The sequence below is a fragment of the Actinomadura sp. 3N508 genome, from assembly GCF_044326375.1.
Taxonomy (GTDB): Bacteria; Actinomycetota; Actinomycetes; order Streptosporangiales; family Streptosporangiaceae; genus Spirillospora.
The window spans coordinates 370722-385769 of sequence record NZ_JBIRAX010000008.1 but is presented as its reverse complement, the minus strand read 5'-3'; the positions used below and the strand labels follow the sequence as shown (position 1 = coordinate 385769).

General features: G+C 73.3%; 12 protein-coding genes. 3 read left to right on the top strand and 9 right to left on the bottom strand.

What is annotated here, in order from left to right:
• Positions 1 to 3 precede the first annotated feature (3 nt).
• On the top strand, positions 4 to 255 hold the full coding sequence (locus ACH34S_RS28240; protein ID WP_395955827.1) for a protealysin inhibitor emfourin: 252 nt from the start codon (positions 4 to 6) through the stop codon (positions 253 to 255).
• A gap of 242 nt (positions 256 to 497) precedes the next feature.
• Here ACH34S_RS28240 and leuA read toward each other — a convergent pair whose 3' ends face one another.
• The 3 genes from leuA to ACH34S_RS28225 form a co-directional block, all read right to left on the bottom strand.
• A complete protein-coding gene (leuA, locus tag ACH34S_RS28235) occupies positions 498 to 2216 on the bottom strand; it encodes a 2-isopropylmalate synthase (protein ID WP_395955826.1) in 1719 nt (572 codons plus the stop codon).
• A 193-nt stretch (positions 2217 to 2409) separates the two neighbouring features.
• The gene (gene ddaH, locus ACH34S_RS28230) at positions 2410 to 3210 is read right to left on the bottom strand and encodes a dimethylargininase (protein WP_395955825.1); all 801 of its coding nucleotides are present in this window, start codon (positions 3208 to 3210) and stop codon (positions 2410 to 2412) included.
• Between the two features lies 1 nt (position 3211).
• Complete coding sequence (locus tag ACH34S_RS28225; protein WP_395955824.1) at positions 3212 to 3823, bottom strand: hypothetical protein; 612 nt, start codon at positions 3821 to 3823, stop codon at positions 3212 to 3214.
• Between the two features lie 102 nt (positions 3824 to 3925).
• On the opposite strand from ACH34S_RS28225, the gene ACH34S_RS28220 reads away from it, so the two are divergent.
• Positions 3926 to 4750 carry a hypothetical protein gene (locus ACH34S_RS28220; protein WP_395955823.1) on the top strand — a complete coding sequence of 275 codons (825 nt, stop codon included), beginning with the start codon at positions 3926 to 3928 and terminating at the stop codon, positions 4748 to 4750.
• On the opposite strand, the gene era is transcribed toward ACH34S_RS28220, so the two are convergent.
• The 3 genes from era to ACH34S_RS28205 all read right to left on the bottom strand — a co-directional run bounded on the left by era (position 4741) and on the right by ACH34S_RS28205 (position 11516).
• Positions 4741 to 5637 carry a GTPase Era gene (gene era, locus ACH34S_RS28215; RefSeq protein ID WP_395955822.1) on the bottom strand — a complete coding sequence of 299 codons (897 nt, stop codon included), beginning with the start codon at positions 5635 to 5637 and terminating at the stop codon, positions 4741 to 4743. The two genes, ACH34S_RS28220 and era, sit on opposite strands and share 10 nt — an antisense overlap.
• 242 nt (positions 5638 to 5879) lie before the next feature.
• A complete protein-coding gene (locus ACH34S_RS28210; protein ID WP_395955821.1) occupies positions 5880 to 9275 on the bottom strand; it encodes a BTAD domain-containing putative transcriptional regulator in 3396 nt (1131 codons plus the stop codon).
• A gap of 108 nt (positions 9276 to 9383) precedes the next feature.
• A complete protein-coding gene (locus ACH34S_RS28205) occupies positions 9384 to 11516 on the bottom strand; it encodes an MMPL family transporter (RefSeq protein ID WP_395955820.1) in 2133 nt (710 codons plus the stop codon).
• A 129-nt stretch (positions 11517 to 11645) separates the two neighbouring features.
• On the opposite strand from ACH34S_RS28205, the gene ACH34S_RS28200 reads away from it, so the two are divergent.
• Positions 11646 to 11981 carry a cytidine deaminase gene (locus tag ACH34S_RS28200; protein WP_395955819.1) on the top strand — a complete coding sequence of 112 codons (336 nt, stop codon included), beginning with the start codon at positions 11646 to 11648 and terminating at the stop codon, positions 11979 to 11981.
• A gap of 139 nt (positions 11982 to 12120) precedes the next feature.
• On the opposite strand, the gene ACH34S_RS28195 is transcribed toward ACH34S_RS28200, so the two are convergent.
• The 3 genes from ACH34S_RS28195 to ACH34S_RS28185 are packed head-to-tail and all read right to left on the bottom strand — an operon-like array spanning position 12121 to position 15016.
• Complete coding sequence (locus ACH34S_RS28195; RefSeq protein WP_395955818.1) at positions 12121 to 13452, bottom strand: hemolysin family protein; 1332 nt, start codon at positions 13450 to 13452, stop codon at positions 12121 to 12123.
• Positions 13452 to 13928, bottom strand: a complete 477-nt coding sequence (gene ybeY, locus ACH34S_RS28190) for an rRNA maturation RNase YbeY (RefSeq protein ID WP_132176248.1) — start codon at positions 13926 to 13928, stop codon at positions 13452 to 13454. Before ybeY ends, ACH34S_RS28195 begins: the two co-directional genes overlap by 1 nt.
• Entirely contained in the window at positions 13928 to 15016 is a 1089-nt protein-coding gene (locus ACH34S_RS28185; protein WP_395955817.1) for a PhoH family protein, read from the bottom strand. The genes ybeY and ACH34S_RS28185 overlap by 1 nt, the downstream gene beginning before the upstream one ends.
• Positions 15017 to 15048 lie beyond the last annotated feature (32 nt).

Genomic DNA, 15048 nt, shown 5'->3' with positions numbered 1-15048 from the left:
GCAGTGAAAGTGACAGTCGTCCGCAGCGGGGGGTTCGCGGGGATCGAGCGCCGCGCCGAATCCGACAGTGCGAGCGATCCCATGCTGACGAGACTCGTCGGCCGCGTGGATCTGAAGGCGATCCCCCCGCCGGGCCGAATCCCCGACCAGTTCCTGTACGAAATCGACATCGACGGCGATCGCACCACCGTCGGCGAAGCACAACTCAACGGCCCACTACGCGAACTGGTGCACCACGTCCTCGGGCGTGGTTGATCGGGATCGAGCGGCGCAGGGCCGCGGGTGCAGCATGCACCCGCGGCCCTGGGCTTGAATCCGGCCCCCGGCAGGTTGAACCTCAGCCGCCGGTTACGGGCAGGCACGCGGAGCGAGCCCCAGCGAGCGCAGCGGGCATGCCCGGCGCGCCGCGTCCCCACAGCGCAGGGAGCGCCAGCGACCGGAGCGAGGAGACCCGTGCCGCGCAGCCGGGGGGTTCGGGGGGTCGCCCCCCCGATAGATCAGGCGCGGGCTACGCGGTTTACGGCGGACAGGATGGCCTTGAGGGACGCGGTGACGATGTTGCCGTCTATGCCCACGCCCCAGACCGTGGTGGCGGGGGCGTCGCCGAACCGGACCTCGCATTCGACGTAGGCGGCGGCGCGGGCGTCGCCGCCGGCGCTCATCGCGTGCTCGGCGTAGTCCAGGACGCGGACGCCGATCCCGACGGTGGCGAGGGCGTCCTCGAACGCGGAGACGGGGCCGTTGCCGACGCCCTCGATCTCGCGGATCTCGCCGTCGATCCGGATGTCGCAGCCGATCGCGTCCTTCTCGTCCACCCGCGAGGTGGTGCGGTGCGCCAGCAGGCCGACGCGGGGGCCGCCGGTGAGGAACTCGCGCTGGAAGATGTCCCACATGAGCTCGGCGGTGACCTCGCCGCCCTCGTCGTCGGTGTGCTGCTGGACGACCCGGGAGAACTCGATCTGCAGCCGGCGCGGCAGCTCCAGCGAGTGCTCGGTCTTCATGATGTAGGCGACGCCGCCCTTGCCGGACTGGCTGTTGACGCGGATCACGGCCTCGTAGGTGCGGCCGACGTCGTGCGGGTCGATCGGCAGGTACGGGACCTCCCAGCGGTACTCCTCCAGCGGCGTGCCGGCGGCCTCGGCGTCGCGGCGGAGGTGGTCCAGGCCCTTGTTGATGGCGTCCTGGTGGGAGCCGGAGAACGCGGTGTAGACCAGGTCGCCGCCGTAGGGGTGCCGCTCGTGGACGGGCAGCTGGTTGCAGTATTCGACGGTGCGGCGGATCTCGTCGATGTCGGAGAAGTCGATCTGCGGGTCGACGCCCTGGGTGAACAGGTTCAGGCCCAGCGTGACCAGGCATACGTTGCCGGTGCGCTCGCCGTTGCCGAACAGGCAGCCCTCGATGCGGTCGGCGCCCGCCATGTAGCCCAGCTCGGCGGCGGCGACGGCGGTGCCGCGGTCGTTGTGCGGGTGCAGGGACAGGATCACCGAGTCGCGGTGGGCCAGGTGGCGGTTCATCCACTCGATCTGGTCGGCGTAGACGTTCGGCGTGGCCATCTCGACGGTGGCGGGCAGGTTCACGATGACCTTGCGGTCCGGGGTCGGCTTCCACACGTCGTTGACGGCGTTGCAGACCTCGACCGCGTACTCCAGCTCGGTGCCGGTGAACGACTCCGGCGAGTACTGGAAGTGGATCTCGGTGTCGCCCATGTCCTCGGCGAGCTTGGCGCACAGCTTGGCGCCCTCGACGGCGATCGCGGTGATGCCGTCGCGGTCCTGGCCGAACACGACACGGCGCTGGAGGGTGCTCGTGGAGTTGTACAGGTGGACGATCGCCTGCTTCGCGCCGCGGACGGCTTCGAAGGTCCGCTCGATCAGCTCGGGACGGGCCTGCGTCAGCACCTGGATGACCACGTCGTCGGGGACGCGGCCCTCCTCGATGATCTGCCGGACGAAGTCGAAGTCGGTCTGGCTGGCCGCCGGGAACCCGACCTCGATCTCCTTGTAGCCCATCCGTACCAGGAGCTCGAACATCCGCAGCTTGCGGTCGGCGTCCATCGGGTCGATCAGGGCCTGGTTGCCGTCCCGCAGGTCGACCGCGCACCAGCGCGGCGCCTCGGTGATCACGGCGTCCGGCCAGGTGCGGCCCTCGAGCTTCACCGGGGCGAACGGGCGGTAACGCTGGACGGGCATGCCGGACGGCTGCTGTTGCGGGTACATCGCGTGGAATCTCTCTCTGCTCGAACCTCGCGGCCGACGTGCACGACGCAGTCCCGCAGCGAGGGAGCCGGCCTGTTTAGAGGCCCCCGCTGCGGCCGCTAAGGAGGAGCAGCTCACGCAACACGCTCGTCAAGCTAACAGATGACATCCGTGTTCCGGTAACTGACTGTCCGCATGCTGAGACGGGCCGTTTTCAGGGCACGAGCACGGAGAGGCAGGTCACACAGCCGTCGAGGGCCTCGAACTCGCTGATGTCCACACTGGTGACACGCAGACCGTCCGCCGCGAGGCGCTCGGCGGTGCGCGGCGCGGACGCCGCCATCAGCACATGGCCGGGCCCGAGCACCACCAGGTGCGCGCCCGCCGGTTCCCGGACGACCCGCAGGCCCGGCAGCACCGAGGTGTCCACCATGTCCGGCAGGCCGATCAGGGTGCCGTCCGGCAGCGCCGTCATCGCCGACTTCAGGTGCAGGCAGCCGCGGGTGGCGACCGGGACGACCTTCCGGCCGCCCACCAGCCGGGCGAACTGGCAGATGCCCTCCTCGTTCGTCCGGGCGCCGCGGCCCACGTAGACGGTGTCGCCGGCCTGGAGGACGTCGCCGCCGTCCAGGGTGCCGGGCTCCTCGATCCGCTCGACCCGCAGGCCGAGTTCCCGCGCGGCCTGCTCCGCGCCCGGTGTCTCGCCGCGGCGGCGCGGCTCGCCCGAGCGGCCGATGATCGCGACGTCGCCGCAGACGACCAGGGCGTCCTCGATGAACACGGCGTCGGGCTGGTCGTCGGCCGGGGCGACGGCGCCGACCCGCCAGCCCGCCGACCGCAGCGCCGCGACGTACGCCGCGTGCTGGCGGGCCGCGAGCGCGACGTCCACGCGGCGGCGGGCGGCGTGGGTGACGATCGCGTCCGCCAGCCGGGAGCCGGGGGCGCGGACGAGGGCCCGCCCGGCCGGGGAGCTCGTCTCCGCGGGGGCGGCCGCGGGCGTGACGGCGGGCCTCATCTCAGCGGGACGCCCCCTCGGTGGTCACGATCACGCCCAGCGCGTACGCGGGCGACATGCCGAGCAGGTCCGCGACGCCGTGCAGCTCGCGCCGCTCCGCCTCGCCGAGCGGCCCGCCCGCCAGCCCGATCCGGACGGCCTGCGCGAGGAACCACTCCTTGGCCTCCACGGCGAGCTGGGCTCCGGCGCGGGCGACCTCGCGCTCCAGGAACGTCCGGCGGAGGGCCAGGTCGGCGTCGATGGCGTCCCCGTCGTACTCGGGCTCGCCGTAGCCGGTCACGGTCTCGGCGGCGCGGGCGCGGGCCGCCGCGTCGGCGGGGTCGCCGGCGCGCAGCACCAGTGCCGCCGCGGCGCGCATGCCCGCGGCGAGGGTCTCGGCCATCTGCTGGGACGTCGGCGTCCGCAGCGCGGAGAGCGGGAAGCGGCCCCGGCACGTCCGGCACGTCACGGCCTCCCCGAGCCGCCACAGCGGCACCATCGGGACGAAGAAGACCGAGAGCCAGCGGCGCCCGGTGCGCCTGCGGTAGGCACGGTCACCGCCGCACTGCGGGCAGTGGAACGTCCCCTCGCTGACCGTGCGGAACACCGCCGTCAGGCCGAAAACCAGCAACACCGGGGCCCTCCCTCCCATAACGGACTTCGTTCCAAACTACCGAGCGGCGGGCCCCGACGTGGCCGTCCCGGGCAATGCCGCCCGTGCATTTACGCTGGGTCCATGACCGGTGACCTGGGTTCCGACGCGGGCCGTTCGCGGGCGCGCCCGTCCTTCCTGCCGCCCGTCGACGGGTATCCGCCCGCCGGCGAGGTCCCCGCGGAGGCCGTGCCCGCGCCGCTCCCGGCGCCGCCGCCGCGCGGTCTCGGCTGGATCGTCGCGATGATCGTCGCGGCGGGGGCGCTGCTGGTGTCGGCGTTCATGCCGTGGGCGCGCGCGCAGGTCGTCGTCGAGCTGTTCGGGCAGCAGATCGGCCGCGACCTCGGGAGCGTGGCCGGGATCGACGCCGACGACATGGTCCTCGCCGTGCCGGTCCTGGCGGTGGTCGCCATCGCGCTCGCCTTCGGCGATCTCGCCGGGCGGGACGCGCGGATCGGCGGCCTCGCCGCGATCCCCGGCACGCTCGCCCTGCTGGTGTGCGGCCTGTTCGTGCTGCGGCTGGGCGACGTCCGCGACAACCTCCCTCAAACGGGCCTGGACGTCGGCTACCAGATCACCGTCCGTTACGGCTGGTACCTCGCGGTCATCACGTCGTTGTTCTTGGTCGGGTTCAGCCTGGCCCGCCCGATCGGCGAGCGGGTGTCGAAGCCCCGCAACCGCCCGGACGAGGCGTACGGCGCCTACGCCGACCAGCGGTACTACGCGGATCAGCAGCGGTACTACACCTACACCGACCAGCAGTACGCGGCCGACCCGGCCGCCGCCTGGCCCCGGGAGGACCAGGTCTGGGGACGTCCCGAAGCCGAACCGGAGGAGGCCACGCCGCCCGCCGCGGACGAGCCGAGACCGGAACCGGAGCCGGGCGAGCCCACGCAGGATCAGTCGTAGAAGCCGAGGCGGCGGAGCTGCTTGGGGTCGCGCTGCCAGTCCTTGAGGACGCTGACGCGCAGGTCGAGGAAGACCTTGGTGCCGAGCAGCGCCTCGATCTGCCGCCGGGCCGCCGCGCCGACCTCCCGGAGCCGCGAGCCCTTGTGCCCGATGATGATCCCCTTCTGGCTGGACCGCTCGACGTACAGGTGGGCGTAGATGTCGATGAGGTCGTCGCGTCCCTCGCGGGGGTTCATCTCGTCGACGACGACGGCGATGGAGTGGGGCAGCTCGTCCCGGACGCCCTCCAGCGCCGCCTCCCGGATCAGCTCGGCGATCATGATCTGCTCGGGCTCGTCGGTGAGGTCGCCCTCCGGGTAGAGCGGCATACCCTCCGGCAGGTGGGAGATCAGCAGGTCGCCGACCAGGTCGACCTGGAAGCCCTGCTCGGCGGAGCACGGCACGATGTCGGCGAAATCGCCGAGCCGCCCGACCGCGAGGAGCTGCTCGGCGATCTGCTCGGGCGTGGCGAGGTCAGTCTTGGTCACGATCGCGACGACCGGCGTCTTCTTCACGGCCTCGAGCTCGCGCGCGATGTACTTGTCGCCGGGGCCGACGGGCTGGTCGGCCGGGACGCAGAAGCCGATCGCGTCGACCTCCGTCAGCGTGGACCGGACGAGGCTGTCGAGCCGCTCCCCGAGCAGCGTCCGCGGCTTGTGCAGGCCGGGGGTGTCGACGACGACGAGCTGCGCGTCCGGCCGGTGCACGATCCCCCGGATGGCCCGCCGCGTCGTCTGGGGACGGCTGCTGGTGATCGCGACCTTGGTCCCGACCAGGGTGTTCATCAGCGTCGACTTGCCGACGTTCGGCCGTCCGATGAAGCAAGCGAACCCCGCGCGTGTGGTCATTGCAGTGTCCTTCTCCTTCGGGCCTTGGCGGCCCTCCATCGTCGGAAACTGCGGTGCGATCGCTGCATCGCTCCGACTCGCCTGGCGGCTCGCTGCGCGATCAGGTTTCTCGCGAGCTCAAGACCTGCCTTCGGACGCTGGTTCCGCCCCCATGGCTGCGCCCCACCGCCCCCCAGCGCGACTGTCAAGGTCTGCGACGGCCGATGTGTCGGCCAGTGTAGTGGTGTCGCGCCGGGTGCCGGTCAGGCGGCGGGGGTGCCGAGGCGGCTGAGGGACGCGTCCGCCCGCTCGATCCAGTGCGCGGTCCCGGCGCGGGCGGCGACCTCGGCGGCCTGGCGGTAGTGGGCGGCGGCGTCCTCGGCGGGACGGTCGAGGAACAGGGCGAGGTCGCCGAGAAGCTGCGCGATGGGGCCCAGAGTGGCGACGGACGTCGCGCCCCCGGAGAACTGCCCCGCGTACGGGAGCAGCGCCGCGTAGACGTCTCCGGCCAGGTCGCGGTCGTCGAGGGCGATGGCGCGCAGGCCGCGGACCGGCATGGTGAGGTCGAAGAAGTAGTCGGGCCGGACGGGTCCGGCCCCGGCGACGACGCGGCGGGCCTCCGCGGTGCGGCCGGCCGCGACCAGCGCGAGCGCGTGGATGTCGGCGGTGGCGCCGACGTGGCTCCACTGCCGGTGCAGCCATGCGGCCTCGTCCAGCATCTCCCCGGCCCGGCCCTGCACGAGCCGCACGCAGAACGGGCCGAGGACGCCGACGCCGCGCTCGCTGGACCAGATCCTGATCCGGCCGATGGTGCCGTTCAGCCGCTCGTAGGTGCGCTCCGCCTCGTCGAGCGGGGCGCGGAACGCGTGGCTGAGCTCGGCCTCCCAGAACCCGATCTCCGCCAGCAGCGGCAGCCCGTACTGCTCGGCGAGCAGGCGCCCCTCCTCCAGGTGCCGGTGCGCGCCGGTCAGGTCGAGCTCGGCGACGGCGGCCTGCTGGACCTGGAGGTGCGCGAGGACGCGGTACGCGCCGAGGTCGTGCCGGGTGGCGAGGTCGAGGAGCTCGACGGCGATCCGGCGCCGCTCGGCGAGGCCGTCCGCGGTGCGGTAGGCGTTGAAGTAGGCACCGTTCAGCGCGACGGCGATCAGCTCGGGGACGCCGAGGTCGCGGGCCGTCCGGACGGCCTCCGCGGACGCGCGGACGCCCCGGTCGTGCGGCTCCCCCTCCAGCTCGATCGCCAGCGTCGTCAGCAGCCGGACGCGCAGCTCGGGCTCGTCGCCGGGGAGCCGGTCGAGCGCCTCGCCGGTGGCGTCGACGACGTCGTGGTCGAGGGTGCCGTACTCGCGGCTCGTCCACAGCGTCGGGACGTCGAAGCTCGCGATGATCCGGGCCAGCAGCCGGACGTCGCCGAGCGCGCGGGCGTCGGCGATGGCGGCGAGGCGCCGCTCGCGGGCGTCCACGACGTTCCCGGCGAGCGCGGACGCGCGGATCGCGGAGACCTCCGCCTCCAGCCGCTCGCGGGTCGCGCCAGGGCCTTCGGCGCGGAGCGTCTCGACGACGCGGACCCACAGCCCGGCGGCGGTGCCGTGCGCGAAGCGGGCCTCGGCGGCCTCGGCGGCGCGCCGCGCGTACCGGACGGCCTTCGCCGGGTCCGCGCCCGACTCCAGGTAGTGGTGCGCGATCGCGGTGACCTCGCCGGGCTCGTGCCGTTCGAGCGCGGCGGCGACGCGGCCGTGCAGCCGGGTGCGGCGGGCCTGGGAGATCGCGTCGTAGAGGGTGTCGCGGACGAGGGCGTGCGCGAACCGCATCCGGCCCGGTCCGGGCTCGGTGACGAGGCCGCCCGCGAGGCCCGCCTCGACGGCGTCGATGACGGTGTCCTCGTCCCCGGCGAGGTCGGCGAGGACGCGCAGGTCGGCGTCGCGGCCGATGACGGCGGCGTCCCGCAGGACGTCCTGGACCGGCCTCGGCAGCCGGGCGATGCGGCGGCGCAGCACGTCCCCGACGCCGGCGGGGACCCGGTGGGTCGCGGCGGGCAGGCCCTCGGCGTCGAGGAGCCGGGCCGTCTCCCGGGTGAAGAACGGGTTGCCGCCGGTCCGCTCGGCGATGACCTCGAGCTCGGCGTCGCCGACGCTGGTCGCGCAGGTGCCGCGGACCAGCGCGGCGACCTCGGGCGCCGACAGCCCGCGCAGGTCGATGCGGGCGGGCTCGTGCCGGGCGAGCGCGGCCAGCGCGGTCGCGAGCCGTTCGGGGACCTCGGTGCTCCGGAACGTGCTCACCAGCAGGACGGGCCGTTCCCGGAGCCGCCCGGCGAGCCGGACGAGCAGCGCGAGGGTCTCCTCGTCGGCCCAGTGCAGATCGTCCAGGACGAGGAGCAGCGGCGCGGTACCGGCGAGGCCGGTGAGGTAGTCCTCGACCGCGAGGTGGAGCCGGAACCGGCCGGTGCCGACGTCGGCGCCGGTTCCGCCGATGACGCCGTCGTCCAGGAGAGGGCCGAGGCGGGCGGCGAGGAGGTCGTCGGGCGGCGCGGCGGCGGTCAGCTCGCGCAGCAGCTCGGCCCACGGCCAGGCCGCGGGCGCTCCGCCGGTCTCCGGGGCGCGGCCCCACGCGCACGTCCAGCCCCGGCCGGCGAGGTCGCGCGCGAACCGTTCGGCGAGCGCGGTCTTGCCCATCCCCGCGTCGCCGCCGATGAGGACGACACCGCGCAGCCCCGCGACGGCGTCCCGGGCCGCGTCCCCCAGCCGCGCCAGCTCCGCGACCCGCCCGACGAACGAACTCTCAAGAGCCTCACCGGGGTCAGGCGCCAGCCGCAGGACGGACCGTCCTGCGGCCCCCGCCCACTCCCATTCAACTGACGAGCTCCGCTCGGCGGGCCGTTTCGGCACCCCCTCGGACTCCCCCAAGGTGGGCGACTGAGCCAGAATGTCGGCCTCCAGGCGCCGCAACGCGGGCCCCGGGTCGACGCCGAGCTCCTCGGTCAGGGTCGTACGAGCGCGGCGGAGCGCGGCGAGGGCATCGCCCTGGCGTCCGGCGCGGTAGAGGGCCAGGGCCAGCAGTCGCCACGCCTCCTCCCGCAGCGGGCTCGCGGCGGCGTGGGTCTCCAGGTCGGGGACGGCCTCGGCGGCGGCCCCGAGCCTCAGCATCGCCTCGGCGCGGCGTTCGACGGCGAGGCGGCGGCGCTCGTCCAGCCGGGCGGCCTCGGCGGCGGCCCAGGGCAGGTCGGCGAACTCGGCGTAGGCGGGGCCGCGCCACTCGGCGAGCGCCCGCTCGGCGCGGCGGCGGGCCTCCTGCGGCTCGGCGTCCAGCAGCTCGGCGGCCTCGTCGATCAGCGTGTCGAACCGCCACGCGTCGACGTTCCCGTCCGGAAGCCTGAGCGCGTAGCCCGGCGGCTCGGTGACGAGAATCCGCGCGGGTGTGCGAGGCGGGCGGTCCGGCTCCAGTGCCCGCCGCAGATGCGACACGAACGACTGGAGCCCGGCGGCGGCGCGGGACGGCGCCGTCCCCGCCCAGAGGTCCTCGACGAGCGTGTCGGCGGGCACCATCCGGCCCCGCGCGGCGACCAGCCGCGCCAGGACCGAGCGTTGCCGGGGACCGCCGAGGTCGGCGGGCGCGCCCGCCACCTCGGCGCCGAAGGCCCCGAGAACGCGTACCACGGTCGACATGTCCCGATCAGCCTAACCGGGACATGCCGGACCGTCCTCCAGCCCCCACCCACCGCCATCCAGCGGACGAGCTCCGCTCGGCGGATAGTCGCCGATCAACTCCTCGTATCAGGCGTGGCTGGGCTCGCGCTCCCGCTCGGCCGCCACGGCGGGCACGGCGCCGCCGTGCATGTCGACGTCGGGCAGGATGCGGGCGAGCGGCCGCGGCAGCCACCAGTTCGCCCGTCCGAGCAGCGACATCGTGGCCGGGACGAGCACCAGCCGGACGATCGTCGCGTCCAGCGCCACCGCGACCGCGAGACCGACCCCCATCTGCTTGATCACCAGCCCGGGGTCGGCGGCGAAGCCGAGGAACACCGCCACCATGATCAGCGCCGCGCTGGTGATCACGCGTCCGGTGGCGGCGAGGCCGGTGGCCACCGAGCCGCGCGCGTCGCCGTGCAGCTGCCACTCCTCCCTGATCCGCGACAGCAGGAAGACCTCGTAGTCCATCGACACGCCGAACAGGACCGCGAACATGAGCAGCACGATGAAGCTCGACACCGGGACGCTGTGCGGGAGGCCGAGCAGGCTCGCGCCCCATCCCCACTGGAACACGGCCGTGAGCACCCCGTACGCGGCGCTGATCGACAGCAGGTTCATCACGGCCGCCTTCAGCGGTGCCAGCAGCGACCGGAACATGATCATCAGCATGATGAAGGAGGTCGCGACGACCGCGCCGATCACCGGCCAGAGCCGGTCGGACAGCACCCGGGACAGGTCGGTGTACACGGCGGTCAGCCCGGTGACCTCCGCGCCCGGTGGCAGCGCGTCCGCGCGGACCCGGTCGACGAGCCCGGTCACCCGCTCGTCCTGCGGCCCGTACGCCGGCGTGACCATGATCACCGCGGCGTCCCCGCCGGGCGACACCTGCGGCGGCGCAACAGAGGTCACGCCCTGGGTAGCGGCCAGCCGCTCACCGATGCCGGGCAGGGCGCTCCGATCCGTCTTCGTCAGGTCGACGGCAACGACGAGCGGCCCGTTGGCGCCCGCGCCATACCCCTCCTCGACCAGGTCGTACGCCTGCCGGACGGTGTTGGACGTCGGCTCGCTGCTGGCGTCGCTCGGCCACGTCCGCATGCCGAGCGCGGGCGCGGCGAGGGCGAGCATCAGCGTGAACGCGGCGAGCAGCCAGGGCCACGGGTGCCGCCCGACGTGCTCGGCCCACCGCCTGACCCGCGGCGACTCCACCTTGATCGTCGCACCGGCGGCCCGGTCGCGGCGGCGCAGCACCCGGCCGCCGGCGAGCCCCAGCACCGCGGGCAGCAGCGTGACCGCGCTCAGCACCGTCGTCGCGACGACCAGCCCGGTGGTGAAGCCCATGGTCATGAAGACCGGGACGCGCGACAGCACCAGTCCGCACAGTGCCAGCAGCACCGTGGACCCCGCGAAGATCACCGACAGTCCCGCCGTGGCGTTGGCCCGCGCCACCGCCTCGGGGACGTCCAGCCCGGCCGCGAGCCCCTCCCGGTGCCGGGTCAGGATGAACAGGGCGTAGTCGATGCCGACGCCCAGCCCCACCATGATCGCGAGCGTCGGCGCCGTCGTCGCGACGTCGGTGAACGCCGCCAGCAGCGTCACCCCCGACACGCCGGCGCCGAGCCCCGCCAGCGCCACCACCAGCGGCAGCCCCGCCGCGACCACCGACCCGAACGCCAGCAGCAGGATCACCAGCGCGGCCACGATCCCGATCGCCTCGGCGACACCGCCCGGCGCGGTCACGTTCTCCGGCACCTGCCCGCCGAACTCCACCTGGTATCCGGCCCGGTCCAGGTTGCCGGTCGCTCCCCGCAGGAGATCAAGCGTCGGCTTGGGCTCGAGCTCGGTCACAGGCACCGAATACCGGACGGTCATCAACGCGGTCGCGCCGTCCGCACTCGGCTGCGGCGGATCGACGGTGCTGACGTGCGGCAGCTTCCGCAGCTCCCCGGACGCCGTCGCCAGCGCCGCCTGGTCGACCTTCCCTGACTCGGCGTGGACCACCACCCTGGCGTCCGCCCCCGACAGCGCGGGGAAACGCTCCTCCAGCAGGTCCGTGGCCCGCTGCGACCCCGTCCCGGACAGCGTGTAGTTGTCGTGCAGCGCACCGCCCACGGTGCCCGCGAGACCGGCGACCACGCCGATGAGCACCAGCCACACGGCGATGAACCGCCACGGCCGCAAGGCCGCGGCCTTGCCCAGACGGTAAAGCAGACGGGACATTGTCTTCTCCCCCAGACGGCATGATCCGGACGGCACTGTCCGACGATTCCGAGGATCGCGCGCCGCTCTTGCAGTCCACTTGGCACTCACTTGCGAGGCACCGCCCGCCGCCCCCGTACGCTTGGGGCCGTGAGCGAGCTGAACGCCGAGGACGCGAAGATCATCACCCTGGCCAGGTCCGCCAGGGCCCGCACGAACGCCGCGGAGGGCGCCGCCGTCCGCGACGAGACGGGTCGCACCTACTCCGCCACGAGCGTGGACCTGCCCTCTCTGAAACTGTCGGCCCTCAAGGTGGCCGTCGCGATGGCCGTCTCCAGCGGCGCCGAGGACCTGGAGGCCGCCGCCGTCGTCACGGGGTCCGATACCCCGGACCCAACCGACATCACCGCCGTCCGCGACCTGGGCCCCAAGGCCCCCATCCTGGTCGCCGCCCCCAACGGCACCCTGACGAAAACCCTGGACTGAGAACCCGATACCTGGACGAGCCGAGTGTCCGCTGCTCGGGTTTGAACCTCAGCCACCGGCTACGGGCAGGCACGCGGAGCGAGCTCTGCGAGCGCAGCGGGCATGCCCGGCGCGCCGCGTCCCCGCAGCGTAGGGAGCGCTAGCGACCGGAGCGAGGAGACCCGTGCCGCGCGGCCGGGGGGTCCGGGGGGTCGCCCACCCGGACTAGCACCGTGCCCACGCGGTTGCGCCTGCCCGCTATCGTCTCGGCCTTCAGGGACAGGACGGGCCCGCCGTCGTCGGTGCGGACCTCGGCCGTGGAGCCTTCGATCGGGACGCGGCCGAGCGCGTGCGCCAGGAGGCCGCCGACGGTCTCGACCTCCTCGACGTCCATCTCGACGTCGAACAGTTCGGCGAGGTCCTCGACGGGGAGGCGGGCGGTGACGCGGGCGGCGCCGTCGGGGAGCCAGGTGACGGGCGGGGTCTCCCGGTCGTACTCGTCGGTGATCTCGCCGACGATCTCCTCCAGGATGTCCTCGATGGTGACGAGGCCCGCGGTGCCGCCGTACTCGTCGATGACGATCGCCAGGTGGATGCGGCGGGCCTGCATCTCGCGGAGCAGCTCGTCGATCGGCTTGCTGTCGGGGACGTAGGTAGCGGACCGCATGACGGAGTCGACCGTCTCCGTCGCCTCGCCCTCGCGGTGCTCCTGGCTGCGGCGGACGACGTCCTTCAGGTAGGCGATCCCGACGACGTCGTCCTCGTTCTCGCCGACGACGGGGATGCGGGAGAAGCCGCTGCGCAGCGCGAGCGTCATCGCCTGCCGGAGCGTCTTGCCGCGCTCGATGAACACGATGTCGGTGCGCGGGACCATCACCTCGCGGACGAGGGTGTCGCCGAGCTCGAACACCGAGTGGATCATCTCCCGCTCGTCGGGCTCGATCAGGCTGCGTTGCTCGGCGAGGTCGACCAGGTCGCGCAGCTCCGCCTCGGACGCGAACGGCCCTTCCCGGAACCCCTTGCCGGGGGTGAGGGCGTTGCCGAGCAGGATCAGCAGCCGGGGCAGCGGCCCGAACACCCGCGTCACCGGGTGGATGACGGCGGCGCCGGCGAGCGCGACGCGGTCGGCGTGCTGGATGCCGAGCGTGCGGGGCCCGACCCCGATCACGACGTAGCTGACCACGATCATGATCGCGGCGGCGGTGACGTAGGCGCGCCACGTCTCGTCCAGCCAGGAGATGCACAGGTCGGCGACGATCACGGTGGCGACCAGCTCGCAGCCGATGCGCAGCAGCAGCACCATGTTGACGTAGCGGGCCGGGTCGGCGACGACCTCGGCAAGCTTCGCCGCGCCGCGCCGCCCTTCGCGGACGACCTCCTCGACGGTGACGCGGGACACGCGCGCGAGCGCGGCCTCCGCGCCGGCCAGCAGGCCCGCCAAGAGGACCAGGCCCACCGCGAGGGCCGACAGCCACGCCTGCGCGGTGCTCATCAGCCGCCGCGTTTCTCCCGCCAGGAGGTCAGGAGCTCGGCCTGCAGGCCGAACATCTCCTTGTGCTCCTCCGGCTCGGCGTGGTCAAAGCCCAGCAGGTGCAGGATGCCGTGCGCGCACAGCAGCTCCAGCTCGTCTGCGGTGCTGTGCCCGGCCTCGCGCGCCTGCCGCTCGGCGACCGCCGGGCACAGGACGACGTCGCCGAGCAGCCCGGGGTCGGTCTCGCCCTCCTCGTCGGCGCCGCCGGACATGTGGCCGGGGCGCAGTTCGTCCATGGGGAAGGACAGGACGTCGGTGGGGCCCGGCTCGTCCATCCACTTCTCGTGCAGCTCGGTCATCGCGGCCTCGTCGACCAGCAGGACCGACAGCTCCGCCAGCGGGTGGACGCGCATCCCGTCCAGAACGTGCCGCGACAGCCCGGCGATGGCCTTCTCGTCCACGGGCACGCCGGACTCGTTCAGCACCTCGATGCTCACTACCGCCTCCGCTTGCGCGACCCGCCCCTGGCCGCCGCGCCCTGCTTGATCTCCGGGACGCGCGACTCGTCGTAGCGGTTGTAGGCGTCGACGATGTCGGTGACCAGCCGGTGCCGGACGACGTCGCGGCTGTCGAGCCGGCTGAAGTGGATGTCTCCGACGCCGTCGAGGATGTCCTGGACGACGCGCAGGCCGCTGAGGTGCCCGTTGGGCAGGTCGACCTGGGTGACGTCGCCGGTCACGACGACCTTCGAGCCGAACCCGAGACGGGTGAGGAACATCTTCATCTGCTCGGGCGAGGTGTTCTGCGCCTCGTCGAGGATGATGAACGAGTCGTTGAGCGTCCGGCCGCGCATGTAGGCCAGCGGGGCGACCTCGATCGTGCCGGCCGCCATAAGGCGCGGGATCGAGTCGGGGTCGACCATGTCGTGCAGCGCGTCGTACAGCGGCCGCAGGTACGGGTCGATCTTCTCGTAGAGCGTGCCCGGCAGGAACCCGAGCCGCTCCCCCGCCTCGACGGCCGGGCGCGTCAGGATGATCCGGTTGACCTTCTTGTCCTGCAGGGCGCGGACGGCCTTGGCCATCGCCAGGTACGTCTTGCCGGTGCCGGCGGGGCCGATCCCGAACACGATCGTGTGCTTGTCGATCGCGTCGACGTAGCGGCGCTGGTTCAGCGTCTTCGGGCGGATCGTCCGGCCGCGGCTGGACAGCACGTCCAGCGTGAGGACCTCGGCGGGACGCGCGTCGGTCTCGCCGCGCAGCATCGCGAGGCTGCGCTCGACGGCGTCGGGGGTGAGCTGCGTGCCGCCCTTCAGCAGTTCGAGCATCTCGGTGAAGAGCCGGGAGACCAGGCTGGTCTCGTCCTCCGGGCCGGTCACGGTGATCTCGTTGCCGCGGACATGGATGTCGAGGTCGGCGCCGAACGCGCCCTCGATCGCGTGGAGGAGCTCATCCCGGGAGCCGAGCAGGCTCACCATCGAATGGTCGTCCGGCACCACGATCTTGATCTGGGCACGCGAGCCGTCCTGGCCGTCGCGTCCCGTCCGGGGTGAGTCGGGGGTGGACCTCGTGTGAGTTGATTCGACCATCAGCCGGGCCTCGCGGCCTCTCCGACCTGCCT